This is a genomic window from Myxosarcina sp. GI1(2024) (genome assembly GCF_053543375.1).
The window spans coordinates 1-15,079 of record NZ_JBKGTY010000018.1; the positions used below are offsets into that span (position 1 = coordinate 1).

The 15,079-nt window shown below is 43.4% G+C and carries 18 protein-coding genes; 4 read left to right on the forward strand and 14 right to left on the reverse strand.

The window, feature by feature from the left end; genetic code table 11:
- Nucleotides 1-304 precede the first annotated feature (304 nt).
- The 4 genes from ACLFKQ_RS29585 to ACLFKQ_RS29600 all read left to right on the forward strand — a co-directional run bounded on the left by ACLFKQ_RS29585 (nt 305) and on the right by ACLFKQ_RS29600 (nt 5,099).
- Complete coding sequence (locus ACLFKQ_RS29585) at nt 305-592, forward strand: hypothetical protein (RefSeq protein ID WP_449003196.1); 288 nt, start codon at nt 305-307, stop codon at nt 590-592.
- Nucleotides 593-1,014: 422 nt separating this feature from the next.
- Entirely contained in the window at nt 1,015-2,577 is a 1,563-nt protein-coding gene (locus tag ACLFKQ_RS29590) for a gamma-glutamyltransferase (RefSeq protein WP_449003197.1), read from the forward strand.
- Nucleotides 2,578-3,145: 568 nt separating this feature from the next.
- Nucleotides 3,146-4,501 (forward strand): IS701 family transposase, encoded by a 1,356-nt coding sequence (locus tag ACLFKQ_RS29595; protein ID WP_449003198.1) that lies wholly within the window; start codon nt 3,146-3,148, stop codon nt 4,499-4,501.
- Nucleotides 4,502-4,862: 361 nt separating this feature from the next.
- A complete protein-coding gene (locus ACLFKQ_RS29600) occupies nt 4,863-5,099 on the forward strand; it encodes a hypothetical protein (RefSeq protein WP_449003199.1) in 237 nt (78 codons plus the stop codon).
- A gap of 120 nt (nt 5,100-5,219) precedes the next feature.
- Here the strand turns inward: ACLFKQ_RS29600 and ACLFKQ_RS29605 are convergent, their stop codons facing one another.
- The 14 genes from ACLFKQ_RS29605 to psbD form a co-directional block, all read right to left on the reverse strand.
- Nucleotides 5,220-5,654, reverse strand: a complete 435-nt coding sequence (locus ACLFKQ_RS29605; RefSeq protein ID WP_449003200.1) for a hypothetical protein — start codon at nt 5,652-5,654, stop codon at nt 5,220-5,222.
- A gap of 50 nt (nt 5,655-5,704) precedes the next feature.
- On the reverse strand, nt 5,705-6,298 hold the full coding sequence (locus tag ACLFKQ_RS29610) for a hypothetical protein (RefSeq protein WP_449003201.1): 594 nt from the start codon (nt 6,296-6,298) through the stop codon (nt 5,705-5,707).
- A 194-nt stretch (nt 6,299-6,492) separates the two neighbouring features.
- Nucleotides 6,493-6,747, reverse strand: coding sequence for a hypothetical protein (locus ACLFKQ_RS29615; RefSeq protein ID WP_449003202.1), 255 nt, complete (start codon nt 6,745-6,747; stop codon nt 6,493-6,495).
- A 40-nt stretch (nt 6,748-6,787) separates the two neighbouring features.
- On the reverse strand, nt 6,788-7,309 hold the full coding sequence (apcD, locus tag ACLFKQ_RS29620; RefSeq protein WP_449003203.1) for an allophycocyanin subunit alpha-B: 522 nt from the start codon (nt 7,307-7,309) through the stop codon (nt 6,788-6,790).
- Entirely contained in the window at nt 7,281-9,620 is a 2,340-nt protein-coding gene (locus ACLFKQ_RS29625; protein ID WP_449003204.1) for a phycobilisome rod-core linker polypeptide, read from the reverse strand. Before ACLFKQ_RS29625 ends, apcD (ACLFKQ_RS29620) begins: the two co-directional genes overlap by 29 nt.
- A 93-nt stretch (nt 9,621-9,713) precedes the next feature.
- A complete protein-coding gene (apcD, locus tag ACLFKQ_RS29630; RefSeq protein WP_449003205.1) occupies nt 9,714-10,190 on the reverse strand; it encodes an allophycocyanin subunit alpha-B in 477 nt (158 codons plus the stop codon).
- A 69-nt stretch (nt 10,191-10,259) separates the two neighbouring features.
- Entirely contained in the window at nt 10,260-10,745 is a 486-nt protein-coding gene (locus ACLFKQ_RS29635) for an allophycocyanin subunit beta (RefSeq protein ID WP_449003206.1), read from the reverse strand.
- A gap of 174 nt (nt 10,746-10,919) precedes the next feature.
- On the reverse strand, nt 10,920-11,396 hold the full coding sequence (gene apcD, locus ACLFKQ_RS29640; protein WP_449003207.1) for an allophycocyanin subunit alpha-B: 477 nt from the start codon (nt 11,394-11,396) through the stop codon (nt 10,920-10,922).
- 42 nt (nt 11,397-11,438) lie between these two features.
- Nucleotides 11,439-11,582 (reverse strand): hypothetical protein, encoded by a 144-nt coding sequence (locus ACLFKQ_RS29645; RefSeq protein ID WP_449003208.1) that lies wholly within the window; start codon nt 11,580-11,582, stop codon nt 11,439-11,441.
- Between the two features lie 106 nt (nt 11,583-11,688).
- Nucleotides 11,689-11,913, reverse strand: coding sequence for a photosystem II reaction center phosphoprotein PsbH (gene psbH, locus ACLFKQ_RS29650; RefSeq protein WP_449003209.1), 225 nt, complete (start codon nt 11,911-11,913; stop codon nt 11,689-11,691).
- Between the two features lie 55 nt (nt 11,914-11,968).
- Complete coding sequence (gene psbB / locus ACLFKQ_RS29655) at nt 11,969-13,519, reverse strand: photosystem II chlorophyll-binding protein CP47 (protein ID WP_449003210.1); 1,551 nt, start codon at nt 13,517-13,519, stop codon at nt 11,969-11,971.
- A 44-nt stretch (nt 13,520-13,563) separates the two neighbouring features.
- A complete protein-coding gene (locus tag ACLFKQ_RS29660) occupies nt 13,564-13,704 on the reverse strand; it encodes a hypothetical protein (protein ID WP_449003211.1) in 141 nt (46 codons plus the stop codon).
- A 47-nt stretch (nt 13,705-13,751) separates the two neighbouring features.
- Nucleotides 13,752-13,874, reverse strand: a complete 123-nt coding sequence (locus ACLFKQ_RS29665) for a hypothetical protein (protein ID WP_449003212.1) — start codon at nt 13,872-13,874, stop codon at nt 13,752-13,754.
- Between the two features lie 41 nt (nt 13,875-13,915).
- Nucleotides 13,916-14,974 carry a photosystem II D2 protein (photosystem q(a) protein) gene (psbD, locus tag ACLFKQ_RS29670; protein ID WP_449003213.1) on the reverse strand — a complete coding sequence of 353 codons (1,059 nt, stop codon included), beginning with the start codon at nt 14,972-14,974 and terminating at the stop codon, nt 13,916-13,918.
- Nucleotides 14,975-15,079: the final 105 nt, after the last annotated feature.

A 15,079-nucleotide genomic window follows, 5' to 3' on the forward strand; every position in this document is an offset into this window, starting at 1 on the left:
ACTCTCTCGGGGGGGGGTTTTAAAAAGCGCTGGCGTGCTTTTTCGCGGGGGGGTTTGGGGGGGGGGGGGGGGGGGGGGCGGCCCCCCCCCCCCCACCGCCCCTCCTCAGCAATTAAAGACCTCCGTCGTTGCTCAATCTGTTTCAAACCTTGGGCTAGATTTGAGATGGATTTTCCAACCTTGTCTGCTTGGTAATTTTGTAGTAGACAAGGTTTCTGCTTACAATAGCTAGATTTATACTTTGTCCAATCGGAAGTGCGATCGCTTCAATCTTTCTTAATGCATTAATTTTGAGGAGGTCATAATGTTAGAAAAAGATCGCGAACTTGCTAGTTTAATTAATTACTGGGAAGACCATTTAGCCAAGTGGGAAAGGGAATATCGCTTGTTTGGTCCCAAGGGAGAGCTCGAAAAACATCAAACAGGCTTTGTTAAGTCGGATATCAATGGCTTGAAACGCCGAATTAACAAACTCCATCGTTTACAAGAACAGGTCAACTCCACAGTTGAGGAACTAGAAAATTATCGTCAAAAAATATTAGAACAAGGCAACCAAAGAATGAATCAATTCCACATACATCAGTACGAATAGAAGAAAAAAGCTGATGACTAACTATGTATATCTGCTCGAAAAACTTAGCTAAGTGGCAATTCAATGCACTACATAAAGTCTCTAGTCCGACGAATCGAGCTAGAGATCCTCTAAATTCTAACGTGGCAACTAGGTATTCATCGACGGAGATTTTGGTGTTTCGCCACAACTAAAAGATTCAGCAATCCAGGACAATCAAATCTTCTGGTCGGTCGTGGTGCTTATCAATCAGTAATAAGTTAGCTTGATGATTGCCAAGGTATCGTTGATAACTATCAAAGCTGTTATAGCTCCCGCAAGTTTTTCGTGGAGTTCGAAATAATTACTTTCCAAGCTCTAAAAAACAAGAATCTTTCTTTTATATTTAATTTTACCCAGCTACTTAGTATTATTATGTGTTAACTGATAGCAAATCCATTTTTATGCCGAGAAAAGTTATTATTGCTTCTGATGCTCAAATTGTAGTGGATGCTGGTGCTGCCGTAGCTAATCGGGGAGGAAATGCGGTTGATGCAGCCATTGCCGCGACTTTAAGTTCTATGTGTACCAACCTGGGAATCATCGCTCCCGGTGCTAGCGGTTTTATTACCATTTGGCGTGAGGGAGAAGACCCCATTGTCATAGATGCCTATGCAGAGATGCCGGGACGAGGATTGGATTCGGTTGAGTTTGGTAGTGGAATGCAAGAGGCTTTTTTCGATTACGGTGGCGGCACGAGTACGATGGTGGGTTATGGTTCTGTGGCTACCCCTGGGATGTTTGCCGGTTTGAGTTTGGCTGCAGAACGATATGGCAACCTTCCTTGGTCAGAAATAGTTGCTCCAGCACAACAGCAGGTAGCACAAGGCTTTTCTCTCTCTCAAGTAGCAGCAGAATATTTTTCCTACACTCATCGAGTTATTTTTGGTTGGCATCCCGACAGTTATCGAATCATTCATCAAGCCGACGGTAAACATTTACAGTTCAACGATGTGGTGAGACTTCCCGAACTAGCTCGAAGTTTGCAGTCGATCGCTGAGGGGGGAGTAGACGTTTTATATCGCGGAGAGTTGGGAGAAAAAATTACTGCAGAAATTCAAGCCAATCAGGGTTTACTCACTCTCGAAGATTTAGATTGCTATCGAGCGATCGAGCGATCGCCAATCATAATTAATTTTGGAGATTGGGAAATTGCTACTAATCCTCCTCCGGCAGTAGGAGGTATTTGTTTGGCTACGATGCTGCTATTAATGAAGGAGCGATTGAATTTGCCACGCCATCAAGGTCAAGTAACATCTCTGAATCCAGAGACAGTCAAGAAAATAGCAGAGATTCAACAGGCGGTATTGCAATATCGTAGTAACTATTTAGAAGGAGTAAGTGAGGAACTAATCGATCGCGAAGCAGTTCATTTACTGTCAATGGCAGCTGAAAATGATTGGCAACAGCTAACTAAATCTCCGTCTACAATACATATCTCAGCAGTGGATAGTGATGGCTTGGCTTGTTCGATCTCTGCCTCTTCTGGATATGGTTCGGGGGTAATGGCTGGAGGTACGGGTTTGTGGCTGAATAATTCTTTGGGAGAAATTGAGCTGCATCCCCGAGGTTTACACGACTTATCTCCAGGGACTCGCCTTACTTCTAATATGGCACCTACGGTTTGTCGACATGCCGATGGCTCGGTGTTGGCGATTGGTTCTCCTGGAGCATCACGCATTACTACAGCGATCGCCCAAGTTGTGTTTAATTTTATTAGCTTAGACCTATCATTAGAGCGAGCAATCTCAAGCCCTCGATTGCACTTTGAAGTTTTTAACCATATTCCTACGATCGCTTTTGAAACCGGGTTAAATGTGGATGCACTAAATTTAACCAGTCGTCGATTCGAAAGACTCTCTATGTATTTTGGAGGAGTGCAAGCGGCTTTATGGAGTCCTACCAATGGTTTGACTGCCGCTGCCGATCCGCGTCGTACTGGAGGCATTGCCTGGGGTGAAAACTAACTAACGTCAGTTCGGGTTAAGAGCATTAATTGGTTGAGGTAGCTGCAAGCAGGCTGCTACCGCAGCGAGTCCTTTTTCTAAATACAAATAAAAGGACTCGGCGCAAGTGCGCCCAGCCCTTTCAAGGTCTCGTAATTTCCCCAAATTATAATTAGATGGAAAAAATATAGTTTGTAGTTGAGAAATAGCCAGAATGATTCTAAGTCAAGTATTTGAGCGTTTTGTAGAAGAAAGTCCTGTTTCGGTGATGGTTCGGGGACTGCTCGAAACAATTCTATATCCTCAAAAACTTGACGCTCTATTTGAAAGGAGTACAGAAATTCAGTACACGCAGTAACTACTGTTTTCTACTGTAGTAGAGATGATGAATGAAGTTGCTTGTGGAATTCGACCTTCAATTCATGCTGCACGCTCTAGCTAAAGTATCAACAATGAATGAAGGTTTCGGTCACTTCGGTTTATAACAAGCTAAATGCAATGGAGCCTAATCTCGACTTTATCCATTGTGAAAGAAAAGTGAAGTCTAACAACGATACATTATTTCTAAGTGTATCGTTAGGCTCAAAGCATGAGTTTTAAGTTGCCCATTGAAATCATTAGCGTTCTCTTGCCTTTTGCTAAATTATTCTCCAAAAAGGTTTGGAATCATGTTCAGCTTCTGCTAGTTGGTGCGATTCTCACAACAGGAAAACGAACTGTAACTTCAGTAATAGAAGTGATGGGACTAGCTGATAAGCCGAACTTTCAGAATTATCATCGGGTGTTGAATCGTGCAGTGTGGTCAAATCTTCAAGCTAGCAAGATATTACTAACAACTTTAATGATGACATTTATTCCTAACGGAACAATAGTTTGCGCAATAGATGACACGATAGAATGCCGGAAAGGAAAAAAGATCAAAGCTAAGGGTATCTATCGCGATCCAGTACGCTCGAGTCATAGCCATTTTGTCAAAGTCAGTGGTTTACCTTGGTTATCAATGATGTTGTTGGTAGAAATTCCCTGGGCAAAAAAGGTTTGGGGCTTACCATTTTTAACAGCTTTAGCTCCATCCGAACGATATCACCAAGAACAACAACATCGACATAAAAAACTAACTGATTGGGCAAGACAAATGATTTTTCAAGTTAGACGATGGCTACCAAATCGAGAGCTAGTAATCGTGGCAGATAGTAGTTTTGCTTGCCTAGAACTACTTTCATCTATTGGTAAACTGGCTTCTACCTCAATGATTACTCGTTTACGCTTGGATGCTGCACTTTATAAACCTGCTCCATCAAGACCCCCAGGCACGATGGGTCGTCCCCGTCTCAAAGGAAAAAGGTTGCCCAACTTGTCCCAGGTTTTGCTTGATAGTAATACACACTGGACAAGCATGACGCTTTTGCGTTGGTATGGAGAAACTGAGCGTCAAGTAGAAATTACTACAGGATTAGCTGTTTGGTATCATACTGGACTGCCTGTTGTTCCGATTCGCTGGATTTTAGTCCGCGATCCTTTGGGCAAATTTAAGACTCAGGCTTTGCTGTGTACTAATTCCAAATATCAACCCCAGCAAATCTTAGAATGGTTTACACGTCGTTGGCAAATGGAAGTAACCTTTGAAGAAGCTAGAAGACATTTGGGTCTAGAAACTCAACGCCAATGGTCAAATTTAGCCATTGCACGCACTACTCCTCTTATTTTGGGGCTATTTTCTCTGGTTACTCTTTTAGCTCATCATTTACAAACCGATTTTACTTGGACTACTAGACAAAAAAGTTGGTATGTCAAATCTCTGCCTACTTTTTCTGATGCCTTAGCTCTGGTGCGTCGATTTCTCTGGGCTAGCAGTTTTTCCATGTCATCTAATCCTGCTGACATCGTAAAAGTCCCTCGTTCTTTATTCAACCGTTTGAGAGATCTTGCTATTTATGCTGCTTGATTGGATAAAGTCGAGTTTAGTTTCTGTGCTGAATTAGTTAGAGAAACCGCAGCTTCAATAGAAGCAATTGTTCAACATTTAATTTAAAGGGAAATTTAGCTGATTGGCTACCTGGTTATCGACTGAAAATTTTAGACGGAAATGCCATAGCGGCGAGTGAACATCGTCTCAAACCTCTTCGTAACTCTAATAGTGCTCCGTTACCTGGACAATCTTTAGTGGTACTCGAGCCATCGTTGTTTCCTATAATATTCTTTCTGTCGTTTTAGCGACTCTGAGAAGTCTTCACGGTATTAGAAAAATTGAGCAAGAAGTTTCCAGCTATTATCTAGCCGATGAAATTTGCGGCACCTATCGTGGCATGATGATTGCAATTCCACCACAAGAATGGGAAATCTTTGGGCAAATGAATCTCATTGAATTGACCAATATCCTTCAAAATTTGGCAACTCATGTTGATTTAGCTGTTTTTATGTCCCATCCTCGCGGACCAAAAAAGACAAGAAGGAAATTCAAACGAACTCGTCCTTCTAAACGTCCTCATGTTTCTACTGCTAAAATTCTATCCAAAATTAAGACCAAAAAACAGACACCTTGAAAGGGCTGCTTGTCTCTAAGTCTAATTCCCCTTGAAAATCGACCTGAAGTTTGATAGTTTCAGCTAAACTTCTTTTGGCGATCGCATTGCAGGTATCTATCTGATTGACTGACAAAACTTTTAGGAAATATTGTAGGAATATGTTTGAACCTTAAACTCCAACTGAAAAAAGCGTTGGTTATGTTGTTTAAGTGATGCCATTGCAGGAGTCGGGTCTTGATTACCACAGAAGGTCACAGAACGAATTAACTTCCAACCATTAACAACTGCAGCTTTGACCCAATCCCAACCAATACGGAAATAGCTATTGCCACGAAACCAATGAGTATCAACCCATCGTCGTTTACCGCTATCGACTACCTCAACGCCTTGTGCGCTAGTATAAAGAGTAGCTACAGCCAAAATAAACCATAAGCGGCATAAAGCACAGACATCTCGAATCATGGAACGTTGAATATTGCACCCTCCTGACTGGTCATCTAAAAAGTTTTCTTCGATATCGAAACGTAATCCATATTCAGCAAAAGTTTGTAGTGTGGTTTTTTCGTCACTCACAATTGCCCAAAGTTCTCCATTGACGTTATTACGACCAATAATTACATGAACTATGCCATAAAATTCCCCTTTGTGAATTCGGACATTATGTAGGCAAATTGCCTCTCCAAAGTCAACATTTTCATTAACTCAGTATGCACAAAGCCCCTATCAGCTAGCAGCACTACCTTGACTGATTTTGCTAGTCTGGCTGGTGCTTGTTTGAGCATTTCTCGATAATCCGAAAATGAAATGCTAGCACTTTCGTGTTTCATTACCCTCCAGATTACAGGTAAAGCTCTGCCACGATGAATTACGCAGAGGCGGACTAAACAATATTCATCCCAAAAAAGCGAGGTGTCTAATGCCAGAAAAATACTTTCTTCTTGCCAATTCGCCAAAGCTGTCTTGATTAATGGTTTGTACAGACGATGAACATTGATTCGAGGATTATTTAACCATCTCTCTATTCTTCTTTGTCTGCTTTGGGCATATTTTCCGCGACAAGGAATATATATTGACCATTTTGTCAGATTTACGCTGTTTGTATCTATCAAAGCAATTATCATCCAAATGCAAGTTTTGAGATGGCATAGATGTGACCAGTTCACTGGTTGAGAAATCCATTGACCCAAGGCATTATAAAGACGGGAGTTTTGATTCACAGTATTCTGAAATTACGAGTAGTGTCTAATCTCAGAATGCTGACTCCCCTTGCCGTTTGTCAATCCTGTAACTTCCTACTGCTTCTTGATTTCAAGACTTGTATTCTTCTCTTTTGTCAGTCAATCAGGGTATCTATAACGGCTTTGTATACGAGTGGTCAGACAAAAATTCGGAGACAAAAATGCGAGGTTTACTACGGCGATCGCCTTTCTGAAGTGAAGTTGGGTTCGAAATCTTGGCAGTCGATCGCTTCTTCCGTTAGAGCGATCTTGGGGTTTAAGGAACATTTTAGATAGTGTTTGCCTGTAAAATAGACACATTTGGAGCAGGGTATTTGATGTAGTTTTTTTAAATAAGCAAACGCTTTTTGAGACGATCGCATAATTTTAAGAGCTAAGAATGAAAGAACGATCGCCCAAAAGCATACGACAAAAACAAAATGTAACATTAAAGTAAGTAAAACAGGTTACTTTATCTTGCAGACAAAACTAATATTCTACCGATCCATCGTTAATGTAGTAGTGGGGGTCTGGTGTAGATAGAGTTTGAATGATATGGTCGAAGTAAGGCGTGACTTCTGCTGCATCGACCTCGCCCAGTAAAATAATTGCTTCTTCTTTGAGACAGCGTATGGCTTCAGTCCAGTTACCCAGAGGAATGCCTAAAGATTGATACATTTCCTTCATGCCGATAGTGCCAATATCTGCTAGGGGTTGTTCGTTGCCAGCCAACACACAATAGGCAATCAAACGGACATACCAACCTTGGTCGCGCTGACAGGAATTGGTCTTTCTTAGGTTGCCACTATTGCTTGGTGTGACTGGACAGCGTTTCCAAAATCTCCGCGAACCCCTTTGTACCAGCCTAGTTTCATTGTCGGCAAGAATTTTAGCGATCCGAATTCGATTTGCTCCCGATTGACAAAAGTTTTGCAAGAGATTAATTTCGCTAAGGTTGAGGTAGCGGAGTTCTTCATCGGCATTAAGAATCACTTGTTTTACTATACTCATAGGTTTCTGTGGTTTCTGTTTCTGGGGAATTTTCTGGGACGGATGGTAATTCTGTCTGAGGTTTGGCTCGATCGGAGTTAGAAGTAGCAACTGATGCTGGTTCTTTTGAAGGGGTAGCTTGTTTTATAGCCATTGCCACATTTATGGTCTTACTAGCAGCAGAACCATTAGTTTCTTTTGCCAATCTAGCCAGTCGCTCGCTGTCTTCCCGTTTTTTTTGAGCTACAACTTGTCCTGCTGTAGTTTTACGGTCTAGTTGTGCTTGCGACCAATTTGTCGGTTGAGAGAGCGATCGCATCGCCCAACCTCTGGGGGTAAGATAGCGTTGGTAGGGAACTGTATCTTCGCCAAAGGTTTCTAGATATTCGTCGCTGTCTAGGATGACATCGACTAAGGGGTAAAAACCTTGTTGGGAACATAGATCGTAATATCGATTTAGCTCTGAACGTCCATAGGTAGGACGACCTAACAAACGTCGATGAATGGATTCAATCGCTTTGGTAACGTAGAGTTTATCCCAATACAAATCGCGAAACCAGGAAGATTTAGCCAACTGGCGCACGAACTCGCGGACAGTAATCTCGCCACCTTTAAGTTTGGTTTCGGCTGAGGTTAAGTTTTGCCCAGAATATGGCTGTTGTCCCCAAACCTGTCGATAGGCTCTGTCGATTATGGCTGCGACTTGATGATGAGATAGATCGACATTGCTCGTGCCGTCGTGAGGAAGGCCATCTAGTTTGAAGTTCTTTTCCTTTGAATATATGCTGCTGCTGGTGTTTTGAACCCCCAAACTGGAACTAATCAACAGACGATGGTTATCTTTGCCAAAAGGTGCTGGTTGAGTATAGGGATTGCGAGTCTCGCTGGGAAAAACCGCTCCAAACTGAGTTTCAAGACAATCGTTACCGATACCGTAAGGATGATGATTGGGTAGTGGTTGTTGATAGTTGCCAAACAGCGTCGCAAACTGAGCTACTTTGCGAATGGAGGCACTATACTTGAATAGATTTAACTGTGCTCCCCAGTTGCGGCATTCTTGAGCTTCCTGACCCAATCCTCGGAGATAGGGAACGGTTTCTTCCCCAAAATAATCGGCATATTCAGTCGAGTCTACTAGAGCATCGACTAACGCTGGCAAACCGCTACGAGAAATAATAGCAAAATAGTCTTGAAATTCTTCGGGAGAACTCAAACCCCGTCCCAAAAAGTGACGAAATGCTAGTTCTATAACTCTAGAGATGGTGTATGGTTCGTAGAACAGTCGCAGATAAAGCCGCGATTTTCCCAGTCTGCGGACAAACTCTTTCATAGAGATTGTGCCACCCATAAGCTGAGATTCCAGTTCCTTAAAGGCGATGCCATAGGTGCGTTGGAGATCGTCTTCAAAAACTTGTCGGTAAGCTGCTCTGATTACAGCCTGTTGTTGTGAGATTGACGTATGGGGTTTAATGACATATTTTGGTCGCGATTCTGCTGCCAAAAAATAGCTTTGAGGGAGTTGTAAACCCTGTTGGTGGTTATCTGCGCCTTGGCGAATTCTTGTAGAAGGCTTTTCAACTTCATACTCGCGAATTAAGACATCAAAGTAATACCTAACAAGATTTTTCGCCTCTTCGTCTTCAGAAAAATAAGACAGCGACTTACGACACATGGTTTTGATTGCCACAACGGTAGCCACAGTGACATCTTCAGGAATTACACCCCGCAAGCCTCTGGCATTGACCGTCAAAATACTCTCATCACCAGCCACGATCGCATAGGTAACATAGCGCAGAAACCAAGCTAAATCGCGCATCGAGCGCTTCATTCTCGCCGCACCGTAGCGAGAGATACTAATCGGTCTAAACCCTCCTGGTAGTGGTTCGCCACCTAGCTGCATTCGATAGACAATTTCCAGCAAAAGTTCGACAAAGCTAAAGCGACGTGGGGTAGATGCAGAATCTTGTTGTCGTAACTTTTCTGTTTTCTTGACGGCATTTGCTTTAGCAACCGCAGCACCAACCATAGTTACTGGTTTGCCATAGCCTGGTAGATCTACCATTTCTTGTGGCTTTTCTAGGTATTTCATGGGATTGCCGCCATAAAAAATGCGATCGCCACCAGCCGCCACAATTGCATCGGCATTCTGGTTGAGGATCTCGGCAATTTCTAATAACTTGCTACCAGAACTAAAATAGCTAGCAAGTCGATTTAATTCGCTTTGTTTTAAATAGCGATCTTGCTGTTCGGCTTGAGAAATAACTGCTAGGGGTGTAGTTTGATATTGTTGTGGGTGGACGAGGGGACTACCACCGCCAATATGAACATTCATTTATTTTTTCTCCTCTGTTATTTGTTATTTGTCTTTTGTCCTTCGTCCCTTGTCCTTCGCGTTCGACGATCAATGACTAATGACTAATTACTATTAACTAAATCCTTGTTTGAGATAGTCAAAATAAGGTGCTACTTCAGCAGCATCTTCCAGACTCAGCATCTCTGTAGTTACTTCTTTTAAACAACGCATACATCCAGCTAAGTTTTCTAGGGGAATTTCTAGAGATTCATACATCTCTTTTACGCCTTTGATACCAATTTGGTCGAGGGGTTCGGTGTCGCCAACCACGATCGCATATGTAATTAACCGCAGATACCAACTCTGATCCCGCAAACAAGAGGCTCTAAAGGTAGGGTTGCCAGTGTTGCTGGGAGTATTGGGATATCGCTGCCAAAACCTCTGACTGCCTCGATTAATAATTTCTGCTTCGTTCGCCATCAAAATCTGAGCGAGGCGAAGTCTATCCGAACCATCCTGATAAAATTCTTCAATCGCCCTTAACTCCCCTAAATTCAAATAGCGGGCTTCGCGATCGGCATTGGCAATAGAACAAGTAATGATACTCATGATTTTTTTCGCTTGTGGAGATGGAAAATAATCTGTAGGGGGCGAACGACGGTTCGCCCTTGCAAATGGCTAACTCAAGCCCGAACAGATGTAGTCAAAATAAACTCCCATTTCTTTACCAGCTTCTGTACCAACTAAATCGGTAGTGACCTCTTTCATCGCCTGGATTGCCCTGACTGTGCCACCGATGGGTACTCCCAGAGAGTTATAGGTTTCCCGCAAGCCATTGAGAATCCGCTCGTCGAGGATCGAAGGATCGCCAGCGAGCATCGCGTAGGTAGCATAGCGAAGATAGTATTCTAAATCTCTGATACAGGCTGCATAACGACGACAGGTATACATATTGCCACCAGGGGCGGTAATATCGGTATACATCAAAGATTTAGCAACTGCCTTAGTGATAATAGATTTAGCGTTGGCACTAATTGCCAGACAAGCTTTGGCTCGCAGCGTACCGCTTCGGAAGTATTGTTCTAGCTTGTTCATCGCCTCGCTATCGGGGTACTGTCCGCGCACATCAAAGGTGTTAATGGTAGAAGTAATTGCATCCTGCATTGTCTTTTATCTCCTATTATTTGTATTTGGTTCAATATTTTTTCTAAGGAAGAATTATTTCCCCCAAAGTTGGGGGTTAGGGGGCTTGAATTAGTTTGCTGTACCCAGCAAATTAAGCTATACGCGCCACCACTAGCTTCGTCTTAACCTAGAGCCTAGAGCCTAGTGCCCAATCTAAGAAAGCGATTGAATAATATAGTCGAAGTAAGGTGCGACTTCAAAAGCATCTTCTTCGTCCATCATCGATACCGCTTCTTCTTTGAGACACTGCATACATTCGGCAATATTGCGGATCGGTATTTCAAGAGAGTTATACATTTCTTTGATACCAATGGTGCCGATTTCTTCTAGAGGTTTTTCACTTCCCGCAAGTACTGAATAGGCAATTAGGCGAATATACCACCCCTGGTCTCGTTGACAAGAAGCGGTTTTTCTCTCGTTACCGCTATTGCTGGGAGTGACGGGACAACGTTCCCAAAATCTATTGCTGCCGTTCTGAACGATTTTTTGTTCGTTTTCGGCGAGAAAGCGGGCGATTCTCATGCGTTTTTCCCCTGTTTTGAGGAAGTCTTGAAAGATATTTAGCTCCTTGGGACCTGGATAACGTGCTTCACTGTCGGCACTGAGGATTAATTCGGAAACGATACTCATTGATTTGCTCCTAAGATAGATTGAGATTGATGTAGTTTGTGTCTACGGGCGATCGCTCGGATAGGTTTGGCTAGCGTAAACTCCTAATAGAATAAGAAGGATTAGCAACGCTAGCAAACCAGAGGCAACCCCGGTAGCAGTGGCGGCGAATTGTCCCTCACCATAGGCAAAAAAGAGTGGCTGCATTTTTCGTTAGTCGTCGGTTGTTAGTCGTAGGGTGGGTAAATTTGAGAGTTTAAATTAAAATTAGCCGAGCAATAACATTGCCCACCTTACAGTTAGTTGCAAGTAGTTAATACCTCAAGCTCGTCCAATCTACGTCCATCCCTTCAAGCAGAATTGAAGCATTGGCTATCTGAAGGATAATTAGGAGAAACAGAAAGAACAAAAACATCAAAACTACCATTAGTGGAGTAGTACCCCAACCGCGAGTGACTTTTCCTGCTTCTGAGTTGAGGGGTTTGAAAAAATACTGAAGGGGAGCGGCTTTTTTGGAGGCAAATTTTGCTTGTGTCATTTTGGTTAGTGGTTAGTGGTTAGTAGTTAGTGGCTTGTCGATTCTGCTGCACTACCTACTCAGATTGACTTTTAAGTGCTAATTCTGGCTTTTTACGAGTGGTGACATCGCCGACTTTTGCCCAAACGCCAAACTCTACTTGCTCTTCGAGTTCGATATCGATACCTGCAAAGACATCGCGGAAAATAGCGCGACTACCATGCCAGATGTGACCGAAAAACCAGACTAGGGCAAAACAGGCATGGAAGAAGGCAAAAAAGCCACGATTGCTGGTGCGAAACACGCCATCTGAATTGTAGGTTTCGCGATCGAATTGAAAGGCTTCTCCCAGTACCGCTTGGCGGGCATATCTTCTGACATCAGCAGGATTGCTAAAGGTTTTACCGTCCAAAAGACCGCCGTTAAAACTTACGGTAACTCCAGTCTGCTCGATACTGTATTCTGCTTCTGCTCTACGGAAAGGAATATCGGCACGAACGATGTTATCTGCGTCAGTTAAAACTGTAGGAAAGGTTTCAAAGAAGCTAGTCATCCGCCTGACGGTTAACTCGCTTCCCGAACTGTCTTTAAAAACGGGATGACCGATCCAAGCTATGGGCAGACCATCACCATCGATCATTCGCCCGTAGCGAAACAAGCCGCCCTTAGCAGGATTATTGCCGATGTAGTCGTAGAACAGTAGCTTTTCTGGAATACTCGACCAGGCTTGAGATAGACTATTGCCTGCGGCTAGACTAGTTTCCACGCGGCGTTCGATTTCCTGTTGGTAGTAGCCTTTGTCCCACTGAAAACGGGTCGGTCCCCAAAGTTCGACGGGAGTAGTTGCCGTTCCATACCACATTGAGCCACTGGCAATAAATCCTGCAAAAAAGAACACCGCCAAACCACTAGCCAAAGCACCTTCGATATTGCCCATCTTCAGCAGTCGATAGAGTTCTTCTGAAGGTCGCACCGCGATATGAAACAGTCCACCAATAATACCGACAACACCTGCGGCAATATGATGGGCGACTACACCACCAGGATTATAAGGATCGAAACCTGCCGCACCCCAGACAGGTGCGACTCCCTCAATATGTCCTGTCAGTCCATAGGGGTCTGATACCCACATCCCCGGTCCAAAAATGCCCGTTAAATGAAAAGCACCAAAACCAAAACAGAGTAAACCAGCTAGTAACAGATGAATGCCAAAAATTCTCGGTAAGTCTAGGGTTGGTTTGCCAGTTTCTTCATCGTAGAAAGTGATCAAATCCCAGTAAACCCAGTGCCAGCAAGCGGCTAAAAACTGTAGTCCCGAAAAGACGATGTGAGCGATCGCAACGGTTTCAAATGTCCAAAAACCAGGATCGGTAAAGGTTTCACCCGTTACGCTCCAACCCTGCCAAGAATTGGTTACGCCCAACCTAGCTACAAAGGGCATCAGAAAACAGCCCTGTCGCCACATAGGATTGAGTACGGGATCGCTGGGGTCGTATAATGCCAGTTCGAACAACAGCATCGAACCAGCAAAGCCCGCGCAAAGTGCGTTGTGCATTAAATGGACGGATATTAAGCGTCCTGGGTCGTTTAAAACTACCGTATGGACGCGATACCAAGGTAAGCCCATTGGCTCTACTCCTTTTATTATTTATCGACAGTTGAATAAAAAAGTTAGAAAAAAAGTTTGAGATAGGTGCCATCTAAAGAGCCACGAAAACAACAGTTTAAAACCGTTACCATTACTGAAAAGACAGCAGCAATAATTTCGTAAACTAAAGGTAAGGCGATCGCATATTTAAAAATCTTTGACATTGGCTAGCCTCCGCTCGATCTTTAGGTACAATTCGATTTTTCTACTACTATCGCTCGTGAAAAATAACGTCTAAAAATGCTGCTACTACTGAAAAGAGAGCGACAACAACTAAGAAAAGCATTGGTAATAGAACGGGTAATACGATCGCATCTCTTAAAACTCGCTCCATTGTCTAACCTCCGTTGGTTATATAAAATTCGAGCTGCATGGTTACTCTGCATTGCCCCGGGGCAAGACTTCTTCGGGAAACTGAAAACCTTCGTGGGGTTGATCTAGGGGTGCCATCCAAGCCCGCAGACCTTCATTGAGGAGAATATTTTTGGTGTAGAAAGTCTCAAATTCGGGATCTTCTGCGGCTCTTAACTCCTGGGAAATAAAGTCGTAGGCTCTGAGGTTAAAAGATAAACCCACCATACCAATGGCACTCATCCATAAGCCAGTTACGGGGACAAAAAGCATAAAAAAGTGCAGCCATCGCTTATTAGAAAAAGCCACACCAAAAATCTGCGACCAAAAGCGATTTGCCGTAACCATCGAATAGGTTTCTTCAGCTTGAGTCGGATTAAAACCGCCAAAAGTATCAAATGCTTCGGCATCCTTAAACAAAGTATTTTGCACCGTAGCACCATGAATGGCGCAGAGTAAGGCTCCTCCCAAAATTCCCGCTACTCCCATCATGTGAAAGGGATTGAGGGTGTAGTTATGAAAACCCTGAAAAAAAAGCACGAAGCGAAAGATCCCTGCAATACCCAAACTCGGACCAAAAAACCAGCTAGATTGGTTCAAAGGATAGACTAAAAAGACCGAGACAAACACCGCGATGGGTGCAGAAAAAGCGATCGCGTTATAGGGACGCACTCCAATCAGTCGGGCAATTTCCAGCTGTCTGAGCATAAAGCCCATCAGCCCAAAGGCACCGTGAAGTACGGTAAACGTCCACAAACCGCCAATTTGACACCAGCGCGTAAAGTTCCAGTTAGCCTCCGGTCCCCAGAGAAATAAGAGAGAGTGACCCATGCTATCGGCAGGTGTAGACACCGCTGCAGTGAGTACATTGCAGCCTTCAATATAGGAACTGACTAGCCCGTGAGAATACCAAGCGGTTACAAAAGTCGTTCCCGTAAACCAGGCTCCAATTGCTAAATAGGCACAGGGAAATAATAACAGTCCCGACCAGCCAATAAACACGAAGCGATCGCGTTTGAGCCAGTCATCGATTTTTTTAAACCAACCAATATCTAGTTGGGGGTTATCTATAGCAATAGTCATTTTTAAAAATTGTGTATGTGTAAATTAAATGTGTAAGGAAGAAGGATGAAGTAGGATTATTCCCTCTTCCTTCAAGCAAAGAACGCTAAATTGCGGCGGGAAGAC

Excerpts from the sequence above, each read along its gene's own strand:
- apcD (WP_449003207.1), bottom strand. The coding sequence starts at position 11,396 with ATGAGTATCGTTTCCGAATTAATCCTCAGTGCCGACAGTGAAGCACGT.
- ACLFKQ_RS29590 (WP_449003197.1), top strand. The coding sequence starts at position 1,015 with ATGCCGAGAAAAGTTATTATTGCTTCTGATGCTCAAATTGTAGTGGAT.
- psbD (WP_449003213.1), bottom strand. The coding sequence starts at position 14,974 with ATGACTATTGCTATAGATAACCCCCAACTAGATATTGGTTGGTTTAAA.
- ACLFKQ_RS29660 (WP_449003211.1), bottom strand. The coding sequence starts at position 13,704 with ATGTCAAAGATTTTTAAATATGCGATCGCCTTACCTTTAGTTTACGAA.
- ACLFKQ_RS29665 (WP_449003212.1), bottom strand. The coding sequence starts at position 13,874 with ATGGAGCGAGTTTTAAGAGATGCGATCGTATTACCCGTTCTATTACCA.
- ACLFKQ_RS29595 (WP_449003198.1), top strand. The coding sequence starts at position 3,146 with ATGAGTTTTAAGTTGCCCATTGAAATCATTAGCGTTCTCTTGCCTTTT.
- ACLFKQ_RS29625 (WP_449003204.1), bottom strand. The coding sequence starts at position 9,620 with ATGAATGTTCATATTGGCGGTGGTAGTCCCCTCGTCCACCCACAACAA.
- ACLFKQ_RS29645 (WP_449003208.1), bottom strand. The coding sequence starts at position 11,582 with ATGCAGCCACTCTTTTTTGCCTATGGTGAGGGACAATTCGCCGCCACT.
- ACLFKQ_RS29615 (WP_449003202.1), bottom strand. The coding sequence starts at position 6,747 with ATGTTACATTTTGTTTTTGTCGTATGCTTTTGGGCGATCGTTCTTTCA.
- ACLFKQ_RS29585 (WP_449003196.1), top strand. The coding sequence starts at position 305 with ATGTTAGAAAAAGATCGCGAACTTGCTAGTTTAATTAATTACTGGGAA.
- apcD (WP_449003203.1), bottom strand. The coding sequence starts at position 7,309 with ATGAGTATAGTAAAACAAGTGATTCTTAATGCCGATGAAGAACTCCGC.
- ACLFKQ_RS29635 (WP_449003206.1), bottom strand. The coding sequence starts at position 10,745 with ATGCAGGATGCAATTACTTCTACCATTAACACCTTTGATGTGCGCGGA.
- apcD (WP_449003205.1), bottom strand. The coding sequence starts at position 10,190 with ATGAGTATCATTACTTGTTCTATTGCCAATGCCGATCGCGAAGCCCGC.
- ACLFKQ_RS29600 (WP_449003199.1), top strand. The coding sequence starts at position 4,863 with ATGATGATTGCAATTCCACCACAAGAATGGGAAATCTTTGGGCAAATG.
- psbB (WP_449003210.1), bottom strand. The coding sequence starts at position 13,519 with ATGGGCTTACCTTGGTATCGCGTCCATACGGTAGTTTTAAACGACCCA.
- psbH (WP_449003209.1), bottom strand. The coding sequence starts at position 11,913 with ATGACACAAGCAAAATTTGCCTCCAAAAAAGCCGCTCCCCTTCAGTAT.